At 33.8% G+C, this 17,849-nt stretch carries 19 protein-coding genes; 4 read left to right on the top strand and 15 right to left on the bottom strand.

The annotated features are described in order from the left end of the window. Positions 1 to 92 precede the first annotated feature (92 nt). The gene (locus P163_RS14610; RefSeq protein ID WP_034892860.1) at positions 93 to 296 is read left to right on the top strand and encodes a hypothetical protein; all 204 of its coding nucleotides are present in this window, start codon (positions 93 to 95) and stop codon (positions 294 to 296) included. 88 nt (positions 297 to 384) lie between these two features. Here P163_RS14610 and P163_RS14605 read toward each other — a convergent pair whose 3' ends face one another. From P163_RS14605 to P163_RS14595, 3 genes are read right to left on the bottom strand one after another with little or no spacing between them, the layout of a single operon-like run. Continuing rightward, the gene (locus P163_RS14605; RefSeq protein ID WP_034892856.1) at positions 385 to 1,569 is read right to left on the bottom strand and encodes an acetate/propionate family kinase; all 1,185 of its coding nucleotides are present in this window, start codon (positions 1,567 to 1,569) and stop codon (positions 385 to 387) included. Between the two features lie 5 nt (positions 1,570 to 1,574). Further along, entirely contained in the window at positions 1,575 to 3,692 is a 2,118-nt protein-coding gene (gene pta, locus P163_RS14600; RefSeq protein WP_034892852.1) for a phosphate acetyltransferase, read from the bottom strand. Between the two features lie 11 nt (positions 3,693 to 3,703). Then, positions 3,704 to 4,069: an arsenate reductase family protein gene (locus tag P163_RS14595; protein WP_034892850.1), complete on the bottom strand. Its 366-nt coding sequence runs from the start codon at positions 4,067 to 4,069 to the stop codon at positions 3,704 to 3,706. Between the two features lie 371 nt (positions 4,070 to 4,440). Between P163_RS14595 and P163_RS14590 the strand changes: the two genes are divergently transcribed. After that, a complete protein-coding gene (locus P163_RS14590; RefSeq protein WP_034892846.1) occupies positions 4,441 to 5,262 on the top strand; it encodes an SDR family oxidoreductase in 822 nt (273 codons plus the stop codon). An 83-nt stretch (positions 5,263 to 5,345) separates the two neighbouring features. Here P163_RS14590 and P163_RS14585 read toward each other — a convergent pair whose 3' ends face one another. From P163_RS14585 to P163_RS17950, 4 genes are all read right to left on the bottom strand, one after another. After that, the gene (locus tag P163_RS14585; protein WP_034892843.1) at positions 5,346 to 6,506 is read right to left on the bottom strand and encodes an iron-containing alcohol dehydrogenase; all 1,161 of its coding nucleotides are present in this window, start codon (positions 6,504 to 6,506) and stop codon (positions 5,346 to 5,348) included. 50 nt (positions 6,507 to 6,556) lie between these two features. Then, complete coding sequence (locus tag P163_RS14580; RefSeq protein WP_034892840.1) at positions 6,557 to 7,189, bottom strand: NAD(P)H-dependent oxidoreductase; 633 nt, start codon at positions 7,187 to 7,189, stop codon at positions 6,557 to 6,559. 289 nt (positions 7,190 to 7,478) lie between these two features. Beyond that, complete coding sequence (locus P163_RS14575) at positions 7,479 to 7,841, bottom strand: thiamine phosphate synthase (protein WP_262489668.1); 363 nt, start codon at positions 7,839 to 7,841, stop codon at positions 7,479 to 7,481. 300 nt (positions 7,842 to 8,141) lie between these two features. Further along, positions 8,142 to 8,675 carry a DUF4251 domain-containing protein gene (locus tag P163_RS17950; RefSeq protein WP_051931258.1) on the bottom strand — a complete coding sequence of 178 codons (534 nt, stop codon included), beginning with the start codon at positions 8,673 to 8,675 and terminating at the stop codon, positions 8,142 to 8,144. A gap of 255 nt (positions 8,676 to 8,930) precedes the next feature. On the opposite strand from P163_RS17950, the gene P163_RS14565 reads away from it, so the two are divergent. Together P163_RS14565 and P163_RS14560 are read left to right on the top strand one after the other, a co-directional pair. Then, positions 8,931 to 9,875, top strand: coding sequence for a cation diffusion facilitator family transporter (locus tag P163_RS14565; RefSeq protein WP_034892834.1), 945 nt, complete (start codon positions 8,931 to 8,933; stop codon positions 9,873 to 9,875). Positions 9,876 to 10,102: 227 nt separating this feature from the next. Next, complete coding sequence (locus P163_RS14560) at positions 10,103 to 10,402, top strand: HPF/RaiA family ribosome-associated protein (RefSeq protein WP_034892832.1); 300 nt, start codon at positions 10,103 to 10,105, stop codon at positions 10,400 to 10,402. Between the two features lie 74 nt (positions 10,403 to 10,476). Here the strand turns inward: P163_RS14560 and P163_RS14555 are convergent, their stop codons facing one another. The 8 genes from P163_RS14555 to P163_RS14520 all read right to left on the bottom strand — a co-directional run bounded on the left by P163_RS14555 (position 10,477) and on the right by P163_RS14520 (position 17,846). Continuing rightward, on the bottom strand, positions 10,477 to 11,355 hold the full coding sequence (locus P163_RS14555) for a formate/nitrite transporter family protein (RefSeq protein ID WP_034892829.1): 879 nt from the start codon (positions 11,353 to 11,355) through the stop codon (positions 10,477 to 10,479). A gap of 71 nt (positions 11,356 to 11,426) precedes the next feature. Continuing rightward, entirely contained in the window at positions 11,427 to 12,053 is a 627-nt protein-coding gene (locus P163_RS14550; RefSeq protein ID WP_034892825.1) for an NADPH-dependent F420 reductase, read from the bottom strand. Between the two features lie 31 nt (positions 12,054 to 12,084). After that, positions 12,085 to 14,070 carry an aconitate hydratase gene (locus P163_RS14545; RefSeq protein WP_034892821.1) on the bottom strand — a complete coding sequence of 662 codons (1,986 nt, stop codon included), beginning with the start codon at positions 14,068 to 14,070 and terminating at the stop codon, positions 12,085 to 12,087. A gap of 354 nt (positions 14,071 to 14,424) precedes the next feature. Continuing rightward, entirely contained in the window at positions 14,425 to 15,147 is a 723-nt protein-coding gene (locus tag P163_RS14540; RefSeq protein WP_034892817.1) for a hypothetical protein, read from the bottom strand. Between the two features lie 82 nt (positions 15,148 to 15,229). Further along, the gene (locus P163_RS14535) at positions 15,230 to 15,808 is read right to left on the bottom strand and encodes a 4'-phosphopantetheinyl transferase superfamily protein (protein ID WP_034892814.1); all 579 of its coding nucleotides are present in this window, start codon (positions 15,806 to 15,808) and stop codon (positions 15,230 to 15,232) included. Continuing rightward, positions 15,805 to 16,059 carry an acyl carrier protein gene (locus P163_RS14530; protein ID WP_034892810.1) on the bottom strand — a complete coding sequence of 85 codons (255 nt, stop codon included), beginning with the start codon at positions 16,057 to 16,059 and terminating at the stop codon, positions 15,805 to 15,807. Before P163_RS14530 ends, P163_RS14535 begins: the two co-directional genes overlap by 4 nt. A gap of 57 nt (positions 16,060 to 16,116) precedes the next feature. Beyond that, a complete protein-coding gene (locus tag P163_RS14525; protein WP_034892807.1) occupies positions 16,117 to 17,391 on the bottom strand; it encodes a beta-ketoacyl-[acyl-carrier-protein] synthase family protein in 1,275 nt (424 codons plus the stop codon). Beyond that, on the bottom strand, positions 17,388 to 17,846 hold the full coding sequence (locus tag P163_RS14520; RefSeq protein WP_034892805.1) for a 3-hydroxyacyl-ACP dehydratase FabZ family protein: 459 nt from the start codon (positions 17,844 to 17,846) through the stop codon (positions 17,388 to 17,390). Before P163_RS14520 ends, P163_RS14525 begins: the two co-directional genes overlap by 4 nt. Positions 17,847 to 17,849 lie beyond the last annotated feature (3 nt).

Here is a 17,849-nt window from a genome sequence, read left to right as displayed (position 1 = left end):
AAAATCCCCGCTATTATGCGGGGTTTTTTAATTATTATATTAAGTAGAAATATATAATTTGTAAATTACCTATTCAAATCTAAAAATCAAATATGTACCTAGGAATATATATCGTTATAGGAATAATAGCTGCCATAGCAATTTTTATGTTAGTCAGAAAAAGTCCTGAGAAAAAGGATCATGATCTTATTCAAGATAATAAAGGAAAAAAGACACAATTCAATCCAGAAAAAGTTTCTGGAATGATGCCAGAAAAACAAATGAGTGAAACAGATAGAGAGAAAAATAGAAAATAAAAAGTTACCTAATAAACCTCTTATTAATTTCTTTAACTATCTAACTATTGATAAGACAACGTTTATTTAATATGATTGTTGTAATATTTTAGTTAAGTAAACAATATGCCTGTTTAGCGATCTCTAATTCTTCATTGGTTGGTATTATTAGAATTCTAGCTTCAGCAGTAGAAGTACTAATTTCTCTTATAGATTTTGCTTTTCCATTATTCTTATCCTTATCCAATTCTATTCCGAAGAAATCCATATCCTTACATACCAATTCTCTTATTAGGCTAGAGTTTTCTCCTATCCCAGCAGTAAAGATAATGGCGTCTAATCCATTCATGGCTGCAACGTAAGTTCCAATAAATTTTTTAATTCTATACGCATTCATCTCTAAAGCCAGTAAGCAATCTATATTCCCTTTTTCGGCCTCCTTTTCAATATCTCTAAGATCATTATAACCAGTTAGTCCTAACATTCCACTCTTCTTTGTGAGAAGATTATTTACGTTCTCTAAGCTATAGCCTAAGCTGTTCACCAAATAAAATATGACAGAATGATCTATATCTCCACTTCTAGACCCCATAATGAGTCCGTTAGTAGGAGCAAATCCCATGCTATGATCTATACTTTTTCCATCTTGAATAGCTGTCATACTGCAACCATTGCCTAAATGAATACTAATGATCTTAGATCTTTCTAATTTCAGATATTCGATGGCCTTTTCAGAAACGTATTTATGACTTGTACCGTGAAAACCATATACCTGAATATCCTTATCTTCATAAAGATCATTTGGAATTGCATATTTTCTCGCTTTTGTAGGAATTGTTTGATGAAAGGCGGTATCAAATACAGCTATTTGCTTTGCATGTGGAAAGTACTCTTCAGCAATTTCAATACCTTCTAGATTACTAGGATTATGTAATGGTGCCAATGGAGCATATTGCTGTATCTTTTGCTTTACTTCTGGAGTTACCAGTGCAGTATTAGAAAAAGTATTTCCTCCATGTACCACTCTGTGACCTACAGCGGCTATTTCTTTGATATCTTCAATAACGCCATTCTCAGCATCTAGCAAAAGATCTATTATAATCTGTAAACCTTGTTTATGATTATTGATGTAATGTATCTGCTTTAATTTAATGGTCTCGTTCTTGTAATTTAGAACAGCATCCTTATTACCAATTCGCTCTACCAAACCGCTACAAACTAAAGTTTCTGAAGGCATCTGTATTAACTGGAATTTTATAGATGAACTTCCAGAGTTTATTATTAAAATATTCATTCTTATTAATTATTTTGAACTTCTTGTGCTTGTATAGCTGTTACTATTACTGTATTAAAAATATCTTCTACGGTACAACCTCTACTAAGATCATTAACCGGTTTGTTCAAACCTTGAATAATAGGGCCTATAGCTAATGCCTTTGTTTCTCTTTGAACCGCTTTATAGGTGTTATTTCCGGTGTTTAGATCTGGAAATATAAAAACGTTGGCTTGGCCGGCAACTTCAGAATTTGGTAGTTTTAACTTACCTACTTTAATATCTACTGCAGCGTCATATTGTATAGGACCATCTACTTTTAGATCTGGTCTTTTAGATTTTACAATTTCCGTAGCTCTCCTAACACGTTCAACATCTTCTCCAACTCCAGATGTACCAGAAGAATAAGAGAGCATGGCTATTTTAGGCTCTATTCCAAATGCTTTACTGGTAGCGGCAGATGAAATTGCTATTTCAGCCAGTTGTTCTGATGTTGGATTAGGATTAATAGCACAATCACCATAAACCGAAACACGATCTTCCAGGAGCATAAAGAAAACTGAAGAGACAATAGAAGCTTCTGGCTTCGTCTTTATAAATTGTAGTGCAGGAACTATAGTATGTTGCGTAGTATGAATAGCTCCAGATACCATTCCATCTGCATCTCCTTTATACACCATCATGGTTCCAAAATATGAAACATCTTCCATAAGATCTTTAGCCATGGCAAGATTTACATTCTTATGTTTTCTTAATTCATATAAGGTATTGGCATAATCATCAAAATTTTTATATTCAATAGGATCTATAATGTTGATCTTATCTACATCTAATGCAATTTCTAACGTAGCTATTTTTTCTTCAATTTGTTTCTTATTGCCAAGTAGTGTAATATTTACTACATCTAGATCTATAAGCTGCTTCGTGGCCTTTAAAATTCGCTCATCCAGTCCTTCCGGCAGCACTATATGTTTTTTCTTAGCTTTAGCTTGATTCAGTAGATTGTATCTAAACATTCGTGGTGTAACTCCATTCGATTTAAAAGTAATAAGCCTTTCTACTAAAGCATCTACACTTACATACTTTTCAAAATCCTGAATGGAGGAGGTGATCTTCTGCGTATTTCCTGCATAGATCTGAGATTTTATATTTCCTATAGTATTAGTAACAGCATAGGTTCCACCATTAACTGAAACAATAGGAACTATGTCGGACAATCCTTCAATAAGCTTAATTATAGAGTCTTCTGGAATTAATCCTCCGGTTAATAAAATACCGGAAATAGAAGGGTAGTTCTCAGAGACATTTGCCTGAAGTGCACCAAGTATGATATCTGCTCTATCTCCAGGTGTAATTACTAATCCATTTTCTTTTAAGTGCTTAAGGTAATTAGGCAATTGCATGGCTCCCACACTAAAATTACCAGCCTGATTATTAATAAAGGCATCTCCAAAGAGCACTTTCCCATCCAAAACATCTACGATCTCTTTAATAGATGGAGACCCCAAAATAGGATTTAGCGGAATGGCATTTACAAGTACTCCTTTAGGTAAATTATTCTTTAATGATGAAATAATTAGTTCCTGATTCTTTTCTTCAATTTTATTAGCTATGATGCTAAGTACTTCTACACCTTTATCCTTAAAAGAATCGAAGGCCATTTGAAGGTTACCTACTAATTCATCTAATGTTTTGCCAACACCACTAGCTAAAATAATGGCAGGAACATTTAAATTTTTGGCGATCAATACATTTATATCAAATTCTATTATAGAACCTTCTCCAACAAAACTAGTCCCTTCTACCAGTACAAAATCGAAACGCTTTTCTATCGCTTTGTATTTTTCAATAATAATTCTAATGATCTCCTCATCCTTATTATCATTTTTCATCTTAATGACCTCACTTCTTCTAAAAGCATAAGCATCATTAAAATCTATATCTAAATTGAAATAGGTGGAAACCGTATTGATATGATTATCAATCTTCCCGGTTTTAGAATCGTCTATAATTGGCCTGAAATATCCCACTTTTGCAGCCTTTCCTAGGAGTGCTTGCATTAAACCTAAAGAGACAATAGACTTACCGCTGTTGGGTTCTGTAGTGGTAATGTATATGGCTTTGTTAGTTGGCTTACTGGTCATTAACTTTTAATCTATATATTAATAATATCTGTTGGAGTTTTTACTAAAATAGTAATATCACCTCTTATAGCAATGGGTTGATTCATAATTTCAGGATTGTTTTGGATCATTTTTATCCAATCATCTGTAGAGAAATTATGGTTTTCAAAATTGGTTTTATAGAATGGATGTTCTTGATTTACCAGATCGGCAGCACGTATGTTTAATTTATCTGCTAATTCTACAATCTGAGTTCCGGTAAGTTTGGTTTTTATAAGATCTATGGTTTGGATAGGTAATCCTTCAGCTTTTGCATAGGCCAAAGTTTGCTTTGCTAATCCAGAATTAGAGTTATAATAAAATGTGATCTGTTTTTTTGAAGTGGCTATCTCGCTCATAATATTTTATTTATAGATAATTATATCCAGATGATGTTTAAACACTCGTTTTACTACTTTCCAGATAATACTGAATTACTTCCACGTTTGTGGAGTTTAGCAGGTAACTATTATCATTGGATTTTTTTTAAGTTACGATACATCTCAAGATAATTGGCTTTAATAATGATATAAGGCAGGATTATTTCAGTTAAATATTTATAATGCCTGTGCTAGATAAAAAATTAAATAAGTTGATTTTAAATGAAACAATGAAAACCTAAATTAATTTTGACAAAATCTATAAAATCTAGTTAATACCTATCCTAAAATGTCCCAAAATATAATAGTGTCAATAGCTATCATTTTATATTGGTTTAAAATTAAAAATCATGACCAAGAAAACAATTTTAATTACAGGTGCAGGATCCGGATTAGGAAAAGGAACTGCTTTAGGATTAGCAAGAAAAGGACATCATGTTATTGCAGGAGTTCATAAATGGGAGCAGAAAACCAGGCTTTTAGAAGAAATAGAGAAAGAGGGATTGGAAGATACTATCGAGATCATTAAATTGGATATTTTAGATGCTATGGATTGTCAAAAAGCATGGGATCTAGATATAGATATTTTAGTTAGCAATGCGGGAATTGGACATTCAGGACCGGTCTCGGAAATGCCTGTTGAATTAATTAGAGAAGTGATGGAAACCAATGTATTCTCTAGTTTAGAATTTGCACAACCATTTATAGATAAGATGGTAGATAAGGGAGAGGGTAAATTAGTATTTGTATCTTCTGTAGCAGGACTTTCTACCTTTCCATATTTAGGTGCTTATAATGCCAGTAAATATGCATTGGAAGCGATAATACAATCTCTTAGAGATGAGCTAACACCAATGGGAGTTTCTGTGGCTGCTATTAATCCGGGTCCCTATAAAACAGGATTTAACGATAGAGTTTATGATTCTTATTTGCAATGGTTCGATGAAGATTTCCATTTTACTCCAAAAGAGAAAATTGAAGAAGCGGCTAAGAATATGGCAGAGAACCAATTTGATCCTCAGGAAATGATAGATAAGATGGTGGAGGTTATACCTTTAGATTCTCATGAATTTAGAACCATTTTACCAGAAGACTTTGTGGAAATGAGTAAAAAATATCAGAACAATCAATATGAGATCAAATCTACAGAAGTAGATCCTTCTAAAAAGTAAATGATTTATTGAATTGATATTAATTAAATAAAGCCATCTAAATAGATGGCTTTATTATTATTTTCGGTTTTTCAAAAGGCCTATTAATACGCCATCTTAACTATTTTCTCCACTTTATCTGGAGATAAAGATTGATGCTCACCTAAAGCTACCCAACCACGATCTGTAAATCTCTTAGCGATTTTTTCTGCGGTTCCTTCATAATCTTTGGTATAATCTGAAAGCTTGGTATCTATTCCCAATTCATGAAAGAAAGCTGTTGTTCTTTCAATTGCAGCAGTTGCTTTATCATCTACACTTCCTTCTGTAATATTCCAAACACGCTCTCCATATTGAGCTAATTTTTCTTTCTTAGCTTCAAAATTGAATTTGTAATGGCTAGGTGCAATTATCGCTAACGTACGAGCATGATCTATTCCATACAATGCAGTAAGCTCATGTCCCATAGCATGTACCGCCCAATCTGTAGGAACTCCTTTTTGAATCAATCCATTTAAAGCCATAGTGCAACTCCACATAAAGTTAGACGCAGCTTTATAGTCTGTAGGGTCCTCAAGTATTTTTGGAGCTATTTCAACAAGAGTTTGCAAAATTCCTTCAGCAAATCTATCTTGAAGTAAAGCTCCAACAGGATACGTCATATATTGCTCAAGAACATGTGTAAAAGCATCTGTTAAACCATTTGCTAATTGACGCTGAGGGATAGAAGATATTACTTCAGGATCTAAAATGGAGAATTCAGGAAATAATCCAGGTCCGCCCATGGCTAACTTTTCCTGAGTTTCTTTTCTGGTGATCACCGCTCCAGAATTCATTTCAGAACCTGTTGCAGGCAAGGTTAGAACCGTTCCAAAAGGCATTCCTTTTTCTGTTCTTATGTTTTTTGTTAAGATATCCCAAGGAGTATCACCTTCAAACAAAGCAGCAGAAGATAAGAATTTAGTTCCATCTATAACAGAACCACCACCCACAGCTAATAGATAGGTAATTTTTTCTTCTTTAATCACCTTTAAGGCATCCATTAATACCGCATATTCAGGATTAGCCGGAATACCGCCATATTCTATAAATTCATACTTATTAAGAGCTGCGGTTACTTTATTATAGATACCATTCTTTTTAATACTTCCACCACCATAAAGCAAAAGAACTTTTGCGTTCTCGGGAATTTCTGCTGTAATTTTTTCTATACTATCTTTCCCAAAAATAATTTTGGTTGGATTTTTAAAATCAAAATTGTTCATTTTCTTTTTCTTTTTTTTATTCTGAATTGATGTAGAATTTAATCTTAATATTATTCGATTACGGTTACCAGTTCATCCATAGATTTTCTAACCTTAACTAGATTTACCAGCCAGTCTTCCTCTTCTTTTCTATATCCCAATGGTAAAAGCACCGCACTTCTAAGTCCTTTTTCTCTTAAATTTAAAATCTCATCTACTGCGGCTGGATCAAAACCTTCTACAGGAGTTGCATCTACACCTTCAAAGGCGGCAGCAATAATTGCTTGAGAAAATGCTATATATGCCTGTTTAGAGGCATGATTAAAGTTCTCTTCTTCATCTTTTTGAGGATAGGAATCTAAGAGCATCTGGCGGTAATTTTCCCAACCTTCATTTTTAAATCCGCGAATTTCGTTGGTAAGATCGAACATATGATTTATTCTATCTGCTGTATAAGTATCCCAGGCTGCGAATACTAATAAATGAGAACAGTCTGTAATTACAGATTGATTCCATGCTATAGGTCTAATTTTTTCTTTGATCTCCTGATTTTTTACTACCATGATCTCGAAAGGTTGTAGTCCGCTAGAAGTAGGAGCCAATCTTGCTGCTTCTAATATTCTTTGAATTTTATCTTCAGCTACTTTTTCACCATTCATGGCTTTTGCAGCATATCTCCAGTTTAATTTATTTAATAATTCCATGCTATCTCTTATTTAAAATTGTTGTTTTTAAGTTTCTGAACGGTAGATGATTTACAAATCAAGCATCTGTTCAAATCTGAGACAAAGATAATTAAAAATGAACGTTCATTCTTTTTTTTAAATCAAATTTAACGTGTTTCATTTCAACTCCAGTTAAATTGATTAGAAAGGGAGAAAATTTATACTGCTACTGGAAGGAGATCAGTATGGTACGTTGGTAGTGGAACGTGCTAAAACCTAACAGCAGATTAATCCTTCATATAAAATTTTTAAAAATTGGATACTGTTTTTACTTAAAAGTATGTTTTTGCTCTGCAACAGCAGAAGCTGACAATAGTTGATTATATTTCCTGATAAGATTAAAATTATCGCTAATTTCAGTAGAGAGCATTATTCCAGAGGCACCGCTATTTAATAGACTTGGTACGTCTGCTGTCATAATATTACCATAAGCTAGTATTACCGTATTGGTCTTTAAAACATCGGTTATAGCTTTGTATCCATTAATACCAAGTGCCGCAGCAACGTAATCATCACCAGCGTATGGACCTAAACCAATATAATCTACTTCGCTATTAATTAGTGTTTCACAATCCTGCAACGTATGTGCTGTTGCTCCAATACTCTGCCAGCTATACAAGATCTTTCTAATTGTAGCAGGGGAGGACCCAGATGGAATACTATGTAATTGATATACTGGGATATTTTACATAGTAATTAATTATAGCTATCAAATATTCAAGAACATTCCAGTAAAACGGCTTTGACATAATATCAGATAGCAGAGCTATACGCCGTTTTTAAGACACAAACATATTTGTACTATAATTTATATTATGTAAAATAGAATATTTAAGATTGGAGTTAAAAGCATCTTTCTTCTTATATATTTAAAATATGGTGATTGTCTTATTCTATTACCTGCATCTAAATAAATCCAACCTTCTATAAATTATTCATCTTTTTGGGTAGATCTTATATGTCCCTGATATGAAATTATGTCTCTTTGAGAGCTATTCACAGAAATATCAGTTCTATTATTGGGAAATATAGTTACATAAAACTGAAGATTTTCAGTGCCTTGTTTTGCATTGAATTTCATTACCATACTTTTAGCATTCTTTCCTTGTTCTATACTTACATCTGTAATAGGTTCATTAAAAATAATTCCGCCGCGGTCTCCAAAACCTCCAAATTGTCTAACTCCAAAATACGGAAGGTTTACATCTGCGCTGTCTCCATCTATTTTGAAAAAGTTTGGATTGCCTATAAGATCAATTCTACTGCCACTAAAAGGATACGTCCATTCATTTTCTATACTAAAAGTACCTCCCTCCATAATTCTTGAAATTTTCTTAAGCTCTGCTTCTTTAGATTCTTTAGTCTGGAAAGAACTTCCACAAGATACTACTACTAATAACAATACCAGATTTAAAGATAAAACGAATGCCTTACGCGCAATATTTAGATATGCTTGATTCTTCATAGCTTTTAAAAATATAATTTTAATTTGAAGTACACCTCAATATCAATGATCTATACACCATCCTTACAGGTTTTAGGTATAACATATTAAATATTATCTTGTTGCATGCCTCTCCCCTTCTTAATATAATTAAAATAACTCATTTCTAGCTTACTATCAATTTTTTAAATGTCAAATAATATTTAAAGTTCGTATAGAGTAGAATCTACTCTGGTAGATTATTGTAATTTCGTTCTAATAATCAATAAAAATAATATGGCTGGAGGATCTAAACTAGCAATATATGGCGCAATTGCTGCCAACACGCTAATAGCAATAAGCAAATTTGTGGCGTCTTTCTTTACTGGGAGTTCTGCTATGCTTGCAGAAGGAATTCACTCATTAATAGATACTGGTAATGGTCTTTTGCTATTATTAGGCCTTAAAAAAGCTAAAAAGCCAGCAGATCACGAACACCCATTTGGTTATGGTAAAGAGATTTATTTCTGGAGTTTTGTGGTGAGCATCTTAATATTTTCACTTGGAGGTGGTTTTGCTATCTATGAGGGAATTCATGCACTCGAAGATCCTAGCGTAATTGAGGATCCAACTTGGAATTATTGGGTACTTGCTGCCGCTATAGTATTTGAGGGTGCATCATTGATAATTGCAGTCAAAACCTTTAAAAAATCTAATCCCAAGGGAAAATTGTTACAAAATATTATTAAAAGTAAAGATCCTGCGAATTTTGCGGTGATCATTGAAGATACTGCTGCTGTAATTGGTTTATTTATCGCATTAATAGGTATTTTTCTATCTCAACAATTAAATAACCCCTATCTAGACGGTATCTCGTCATTATTGATTGGTGTTCTACTTTTAGGGGTTGCTACCTTTTTAGCTAAAGAGACCAAAGGATTACTATTAGGAGAAAGTGCAAGACCTGAAGTTATAGAAGGTATAGAGAGTATACTTTCTAATAACAAGGATATTAAGAAATGGAACTTTCCTAAAACTATGCACTTAGGAGCAGACAATATTCTTGTAGTAATAGAAGTAGACATTAAAGAGGATATTGATCTTCTAACTGCAGAAAAAAGCATTCAGACAATGAGACAACAAATCAAGGGCAAATATCCTAAGATCAATCAGGTTTTTATTCAAACCACAAATAAACTTAATCTAGAACAAGCCATTGGTAGAACAGCAGGAGATTTATAGTTTAAGCTCAACTATATATAACCCGGATTGATCTATTTGAATAAATATAAGAAGATTGACTAAATGCAAATTTATTCTTTTTTCATTAATAATATGACTATATTGAGGATGTTGTAATAGACGCACATCCACTTATAAAAATATCTTAAATAACATATAATTTTCTTTTAAAATCTTGGCTAAGGATAGTATATAAACGTTCTTGCTTTAAAAATAAATCAACATATATGGAAGCAATATTTCAATTTGTGCAGCTTACTAGAAGTGAAAGTCTAGAAGCATTCACACAGGAAAAATTAGATAAATTAGAGAATAAATATAACTTCGTTATTCGCGCAGAAGTTTTTATTAAAAAACAGGATGGAATGGATCCTAACGGGTTTATATGTAACATTAAACTAAGCCTGCCTGGCCCTCAGGTTTTTGCTGAATCTAATGAAAACTCTTTTGAAGCTGCAGTTGCAGAAACAATAAGAGATCTAGAAAAGCAATTAGCTAAACGTAAATCTCAAATGCAAACGCACTAGTATTGATAGTTGAGATTTAGAAAAGCCCTTATACTAATTTATAAGGGCTTTTTTTTATTAAAAAATTATAGTGATTATTCTACACTATAAACAAAGGCTCGGTACTTAAGCAAGGCTACAAAAACTACTCCTCCAATAGCATTACCCAAAAGGGAAAGACTCTCAAAGGTTAAATAATCTGAAAAAGAGATCTTTGAGGAACTTAATAGTCCAGCAAATACTTCAACATTTCCTACTATGCTATGATGTAAACTGGTAAAAGCCATTATTCCTGTTATCATGATAATCAACAAAATCCGGCTTACGGTTTCTTGAGCTGAGGACAGCAACCAAGATAACAAACCCATTAACCATCCGGCTAAAATAGCACTCACTAGAATCACCGGAGGGGAAAAGGATGTAACATGCATAGAAATTTTCTCTACTGCTATAAGATCGAATATTCCCAACGCTGGTCCTATCCATATAAGTAATGCGGCCATAGCCCAACCACCCGCAAGATTTCCCAAGATCACGAGTCCCCATAATTTTAATAAACTTGAAACAGATTCTTTTTTGTTTAAAACCGGTAAGCTTAGTAAAGAGGTTTGCTCAGTAAATAATAACGATCTACCTAAAATAACCATTATAAAACCTGCAGGATAAACAAAGGTTAATAATTTAAATATAGTGTCTTCTGCAACTTTTCCATTAAAGAACGTGAAAACTGAACACATCAGTAAAAAACTAAAGCCAATTTCCAAGCCGGCAGTGAAAGAACATAATAAAATGCTACCTGTACTATTATTAAATACCTCTTTGCCTTCTTCTAGTTGCTCATTTAGAATCTCACCATGCTTTCTAGGCTTACTTTCATCACTTTTATCTTCATTTTCTTTGAGCTCAGAATCTATTTGTTTTTGCTTCTTTTCCTGCTCCACATCTTCAAGATGTTTTTCCTTATCTTCTTTCATAAATACTTAAGGTGTTACCTATTACCTTTCTTAAGCTATTGCCTTAAGTAAATGGTATTTCTAATTTTAAGCTAAGATATCATCTTTTCTAATTCCTGCCTACTAACAGATTGTCCATAAATTTTTTGATCTGGATCCATTATTTTGGTCTTCGAAAGATCTCCAACATACACAGCTTCAAAGCCGATGTCTTCAATTAATTTTCTTGTAGTTTCTTTGCTTTCCTGATCTTGAGCTGCATATGGAACCGCAAGTTTATCTACATTTCTAAAAGCTCTATCTTTAAGATGTTCTGCGTGAATAGTATTAAATGCTTTTGAAGTTTTAGCCGTATTAAATTTCATAGCGGTATATTCCGACGCATTTCTATTAGAATCTCTTACTTCTTGAGCCATATCTCCATCTCTTTCCGGATAAGGATTTGTAGCATCAATAATTACCTTACCACCATATTCTCCTGCATATAATTCAGATAATCTATCTATAGCCATAAAAGGTACCGCCAAAAGGTAAACATCAGCATTTGCTTCAAAAGCTTTTTCTATGCTTACGGCTTTTGAATTGCCCCCGGCATCTCTTACAATATCATTGAGCTCTTCTGGATGCCTTGAACTAAACAAAACTTCATGCCCAGCTTGCGCCCAATGTTTGCCTAAATTACCTCCAATATTTCCACTTCCTATTACTCCAATTTTCATAATCTTCAATTTTTAGTTTATTAATATTATTTTATGCTCTTAAATTTTTTTCGCCTAATTTTTCTTTGAATTCATTAATTATTCCTCCTTTTAAAAGAACCTCTATTTGTCTATCACTTAAAGTATGTTTAGTTTCAAACTCTAGAATTTCTCCGGAATTTTTCTGAACTTTTACTTGTATATTCTTTCTATTTTTGATATCCGCAGTAAGATCTTTAAACTGAACCATATCTCCTTGCATTATCTTTTCGTAGTCTTCAATATTGATAAATTCTAATGGGAGAATTCCAAAGTTCACCAAATTTTGCCAAGCTATACGCGCATAGCTTTGAGCAATAACAGCTACTTGGCCTAAATATTTAGGAGCTAGTGCAGCATGCTCTCTACTAGAACCCTGCGCATAATTTTCTTTTGCAACTACAATATGACCTCCATATTCAGACTTTGCTTTTTGTGCTCTATCATAAAAAGTATCATCTATTACGGTAAAAGAATATTTACTAATCTCGGGTAGATTACTTCTAAAAGGCAGCACCTCTGCTCCTGCCTTAAGGATCTCATCCGTAGAAACATTGTCACCCATCTTTAATAATACAGGAACTTTATACTCATCTTTTAACGGATCTATATGAGGTAAGGTTTTTATATTCGGCCCTTTTTTAAGCTCGATATGCGTACCATCTTCCATTGGAGCCACTAGCATATCGGTATTTATTATATCGATTTCCGGATGAATAAACTGAGGATAGCTCATGTTATATAATTTTTCCAGATCCCGAGGATCTGTAATCTTTCCTGTTAATGCTGAAGCCGCTGCTGTTTCAGGGCTACACAAATGAACCATATCATCTTCGGTTCCAGATCTACTAGGGAAATTTCTTGGCATTGTTCTTAAACTGATGGTGTTTGATGCGGGGGCTTCTCCCATCCCGATACATCCCATACAACCAGATTGATGGAACCTTGCTCCTGCTTTAATAAGATTTGCAAAAGCTTTATTATCTATCATATTTTGAATGATCTGTCTTGACGTTGGATTCACATCAAAAGAAACATCACTATTAATACTTCTATCTTTCACAATGGCGCCTGCTATCCAAAAATCTCGTAATCCTGGGTTGGCTGAAGATCCAATTACAACCTGACTTATTGGTTTGCCTGCCACTTCACTAACAGGAACTACATTTCCCGGACTAGTTGGCAACGCTATAAGTGGAATAAGATCGTCGAGAATAATCTCATCTTCAAAGTCGTAAGTGCAACCTTCATCTGCAACTAATTCTATCCAGTCTTCTTCTCTTTTTTGTGAACGTAAAAATCTTTTTGTCTCATTATCACTAGGAAAAACGGTTGTAGTGGCACCCAACTCTGCTCCCATATTTGCTATAACATGCCTATCCATAGCGCTTAGATGTTTTAATCCATCTCCATAATATTCAATTACCTTTCCTACTCCACCTTTTACATCATAACGTCTTAGCATCTCTAGAATAACATCCTTTGCACTCACCCAATCTGGTAATTTACCGGTAAGTTTTACCCCCATTATCTTAGGCATCTTTACGAAGTAAGGCTGTCCGGCTATAGCTGCAGCTACGTCCAAACCTCCAGTTCCTATTGCCAACATACCTAGAGATCCTGCTGCAGGGGTATGACTGTCTGAACCAACCATGGTTTTTCCGGGTTTACCGAATCTTTCCATATGTACCGGGTGGCTTACACCATTACCCGGCCTACTATACCATAAACCAAATCTTTGGGCTGCAGAGAGGAGGAACAGGTGATCGTCTGCATTTTTAAAATCGGTTTGTAATAGATTATGATCTACATATTGAACTGCTACCTCCGTCTGGGCTTTTTTTAAACCCATAGCTTCCAACTCTAATTGCACAAGTGTACCGGTAGCATCCTGTAATAGCGCTTGGTCTATTTTAATACCAATTTCTTTTCCGGCAATCATTTCACCATGCAATAGATGATCTTTGATAAGTTTCTGTGTAACATTATATGAAGTCATAGAGTGTATATTTTCATTTAAAATATCATTTATAATTCAGTTTAAAGCTAGGTTTAACAATACCTTATAAACTTATTTTAAAATCTTTATTCGTGAAATGTTTCGAATATTGTGACCTGATCATAAAAAAAATACTGGATTATATGCCGTACTTAGGAATTTGATACTATAAAAAATGCTCGCCTAAAGCGAGCATTATAATTTTGGATAAAGAATGAGACTATTCGAAAAGTTACTTCAGTTCGTCAAGCGGAATCTAAGTTATAAATATTTCACTTAGAAATATCTCGTTAAATTGGGAATGACGAGAAAATACTTCAGAAATAGTCTCTAACTTCATCAAAATAATATTTTTTATTCTTCTACTCTACTTAATTTATTCAAAATATCAGTTTGATTTCCTTCTTCTAAATTGAATCCCGGTTTACCGTGTAATGGAAAGAGATAGGTGAATTCTTCATCAAAAGCTCCCCAACTTTCCGCCATTCCAAATTCGTCATTTTTACTCTTCAGCTTAGGTTTGTGAAAAGTGTTTTCTTCAGAATCATACTTTGAACCAATGGCATCTTCTCCTGTAAATAACATTCCGTCATTGATCTCAGAATAGATCAGTACAGACCCTCCACCATCTCCAGGTAGATCAAAAATCTTTAAAGCAAAATGCTTAAAGATCTCGTTTTTAGCTGTAATATCTTTAGTATGAAAATCGTCTTGAATAGAATTTCTTGGATGCGTATAAATAGGTGCGCCACCTGCATCTTCAGAAAGAGTTTTTAAACTGGTATGTGCATTCTTTAAAATCGTACCATTAGAAATTAAGATTGCTTTAATATTATATCCATCGGTAATCAATTTTTTAACGGCATCGCTAGAAGATTTCTCAACAACATCAATAAGAATTATATCTTGTCTATTTAAGTGCCTAATAGCATAACCCTGACTAGAACCTGCTTCAGAATCATCACCTTTAATAATAAAAGTATCAGGTATTAATTTCAAAAATTTTCCGATCTCTCCCTGTGCTATAAATTCTGCCGATTGGCTATGCAACACTTCCATTTTATCTACGGTCTTCATATATGTATTTTTTTAATTAGTTATACCAATTTACAAATGCACTCTTTTTAGACAATTATATTTAATATTGTTTAACCTGCATTTAGGAGTTCGTTAACGCTAGTACAAAGGCAGCATACCTTCCATGATGCGATAATGAAAACGATATTTTTAGATCTTTTTCTAATTGAAAAATTCGAGGAATAAAGTTCTTGTCTTTTTCAATATAAATTTCATCCTTGTTAAGATAATGAATATCAGAATAATGAGTTACTAATTCTGATCTTAAATTTACATCATCCTTATAAATTTTCTGAAGTATGCTTATATCAAAAGCTTTGGCTGTGCAATGAATAAACTTTGAACTCCTCAATATTTTAGCAGTGTAGTAATTATCAAAGATTTCAATACTTCCTAAAACAGTATCAGTCGTCCCCAACGCATCTAAAGTACAGGAGTAGTTTATAGGGTTATATTTTCGTGGTAGATTAAATCTTCGATGGTGCGCTTTATAAGCTGCTTCCTTCATCGCCCAGAAAATTGCGATTAAAACTGGTGGGTCTGGAGCATTTAATATCTGTTCTTGCTCCTTTACAGTATAGATCTTATTTAAGAAATTAGGATGCTTCCAATTGGTTTCTTTAAGAAACAGCGTAAAATCTATAATATCATTACCTATCAACGAGCGGCCAATTTGCTTTCTATAATTCGTTTTGCATCTTTAACGGTCAACATCTCGTTCATAGAGTCGTTGTCTATTTCAATATTATACTCATCTTCAACATCTAAAATTACATCTACTAAATTGGCAGAGTTTATCTTTAGATCATTAATAAAGTCGGTATTCTCATCGAAGTTTTCCAAAGCAGGTTTATTCTGAGTATATGGAGTTACGATCTTTTTTATCTTTTCTACAATTTCTTTATCTGTCATTCTTTTTCATTTTAAATAGGTATCAAGCCTAGCAATTAATAGCTTGATTATTTTCTTTCAATTGTTATATTTTTTTAAAATAGCTACCGCATTTACATCTCCAAACCCAAAACTTGCTTTTGCAATGATGTTTAGCTCTTTCTCTATTGTAGTTAAAGGTATTTTAGAGGTGCTTATCATATTTGTAATATCTGGATGCAAGTCTTCACAATTTACATTACCAAATATAAAATTCTTTTTCAGCTGAAGGATACTTGAAACTAACTCAATACTGCCTGAAGCACTTAAACAATGCCCCGTCATGCCTTTTAATGAATTTATAAAAGGAAAATCTTCTCGTTCTAATTCTAAGGCAGATTTCCAATTTTGAATCTCTACATTATCCTTGGAAGTCGCTGTAAGATGGCCATTTATAAGATCTATATCTTTTGCAGCGATACCTGAATCATGGAGAGCACTCTTTATACAACGTTGAACAGCAGTATCATTGGCAGCAGTCATACTTCCACCACCTCTTTGACCGCCACTATTCACATTCCCTCCTATAACTTCTGCATAGATGTTAGCTCCTCGTTCTAATGCCGAATCTAGCTCTTCTAACATCATTGCTCCTGCCCCACTTCCGGGAACAAATCCTGAAGCTGAAGCACTTAATGGTCTTGATGCCTTGGAAGGCTCGTCATTGTAATTTCCCGGAAGTATTCTCATAGCATCAAATCCGCCCCAAACATAAGGCCCATGATCGCTACAGCTTCCTATCAACATTCTTTTAGCGTGGCCATTCTTGATTCTTTCAAATCCCATGAGCAAAGCTTCAGTTCCGGTAGTACACGCTGAAGAATTGGTGGTTACTTGATTTCCGCATCCAAAAATGCCACCTAAATAAGCACTAATTCCACTCGCCATGGTTTGTAATACACTGGTACTACCAAGTCTTCGGGTTTTACCTTCGTCAATAAGATGTATGGCTTCTCTAAATTTATCTACTCCCAAAATTCCGGTTCCAAAGATGATCCCTGTATCCCAATCTGGTTCATTATCTTCAGAAATAGGTAAGCCTGCATCTTTCCAGGCATCTGTGCCTGCAATAACGCCGTAAACAATCCCACTGCTATTTAATCCTCTTAATTGAAGTGGTGTAAAATAGTGAGATTTCAATTCTTCTGAAACTTTAGGTTTTCCTCCTATCTGACAACTGAAATTGAGATCTTTTAATTCTTGATGAAATTCAATACCGCTTTTACCAGATCTTAAAGCGAATTCAAAATCTTCGATTCCAACGCCGTTGGGTGCTGTTACTCCTAAACCTGTAATTACAACACGTTTTCTCATTCAGGAGTCTTAAACATTCCTGCAATTTCTCCTTTGCAAATTAAATTTCCTTCTGAATCTTGCATTTCCACTTCACATTTCAATTTCTGAAATCTGAAATAGATTCTTTTAGAGATCACTGTAACTTTTTCACCGGGATAAACTGGAAGAAAAAATTCTACATTGGTAGAAGTCATAGCAATTTGAAGATTAGAAGCATCTTGACCTTCTTGCATCTTATTTTCAGGATCTAATAGATGAATACCCAAACATACCAAACCAATTTGTGCCATACATTCTGTTAGAATAACACCTGGTGTAACGGGATTATTCTTAAAATGCCCTTGATAAAAAAATGAATCTTCGGGAAAGCAATAGGTTCCTGTGGCCCCATTTTCATCTACCTTGGAGAGCTCATCTACAAAGAGAAATGGAGAAGTATATGGAAGTTTTTTAAGTAAGTCTTTTGATTGCACAGT

Origin of the sequence: Gillisia sp. Hel_I_29, assembly GCF_000744275.1 — a bacterium.
Classification (GTDB): Bacteria; Bacteroidota; Bacteroidia; order Flavobacteriales; family Flavobacteriaceae; genus Gillisia.
Note: the sequence above shows the minus strand (reverse complement) of the source record. Positions and strands in the feature narration are given on the sequence as shown.

Coding starts and splice junctions, on each gene's coding strand:
- pta (WP_034892852.1), bottom strand. CDS start 3,692: ATGACCAGTAAGCCAACTAACAAAGCCATATACATTACCACTACAGAA.
- P163_RS14530 (WP_034892810.1), bottom strand. CDS start 16,059: ATGACAGATAAAGAAATTGTAGAAAAGATAAAAAAGATCGTAACTCCA.
- P163_RS17950 (WP_051931258.1), bottom strand. CDS start 8,675: ATGAAGAATCAAGCATATCTAAATATTGCGCGTAAGGCATTCGTTTTA.
- P163_RS14585 (WP_034892843.1), bottom strand. CDS start 6,506: ATGAACAATTTTGATTTTAAAAATCCAACCAAAATTATTTTTGGGAAA.
- P163_RS14525 (WP_034892807.1), bottom strand. CDS start 17,391: ATGAGAAAACGTGTTGTAATTACAGGTTTAGGAGTAACAGCACCCAAC.
- P163_RS14545 (WP_034892821.1), bottom strand. CDS start 14,070: ATGACTTCATATAATGTTACACAGAAACTTATCAAAGATCATCTATTG.
- P163_RS14555 (WP_034892829.1), bottom strand. CDS start 11,355: ATGAAAGAAGATAAGGAAAAACATCTTGAAGATGTGGAGCAGGAAAAG.
- P163_RS14580 (WP_034892840.1), bottom strand. CDS start 7,189: ATGGAATTATTAAATAAATTAAACTGGAGATATGCTGCAAAAGCCATG.
- P163_RS14565 (WP_034892834.1), top strand. CDS start 8,931: ATGGCTGGAGGATCTAAACTAGCAATATATGGCGCAATTGCTGCCAAC.
- P163_RS14560 (WP_034892832.1), top strand. CDS start 10,103: ATGGAAGCAATATTTCAATTTGTGCAGCTTACTAGAAGTGAAAGTCTA.
- P163_RS14590 (WP_034892846.1), top strand. CDS start 4,441: ATGACCAAGAAAACAATTTTAATTACAGGTGCAGGATCCGGATTAGGA.
- P163_RS14595 (WP_034892850.1), bottom strand. CDS start 4,069: ATGAGCGAGATAGCCACTTCAAAAAAACAGATCACATTTTATTATAAC.
- P163_RS14605 (WP_034892856.1), bottom strand. CDS start 1,569: ATGAATATTTTAATAATAAACTCTGGAAGTTCATCTATAAAATTCCAG.
- P163_RS14550 (WP_034892825.1), bottom strand. CDS start 12,053: ATGAAAATTGGAGTAATAGGAAGTGGAAATATTGGAGGTAATTTAGGC.
- P163_RS14540 (WP_034892817.1), bottom strand. CDS start 15,147: ATGAAGACCGTAGATAAAATGGAAGTGTTGCATAGCCAATCGGCAGAA.
- P163_RS14610 (WP_034892860.1), top strand. CDS start 93: ATGTACCTAGGAATATATATCGTTATAGGAATAATAGCTGCCATAGCA.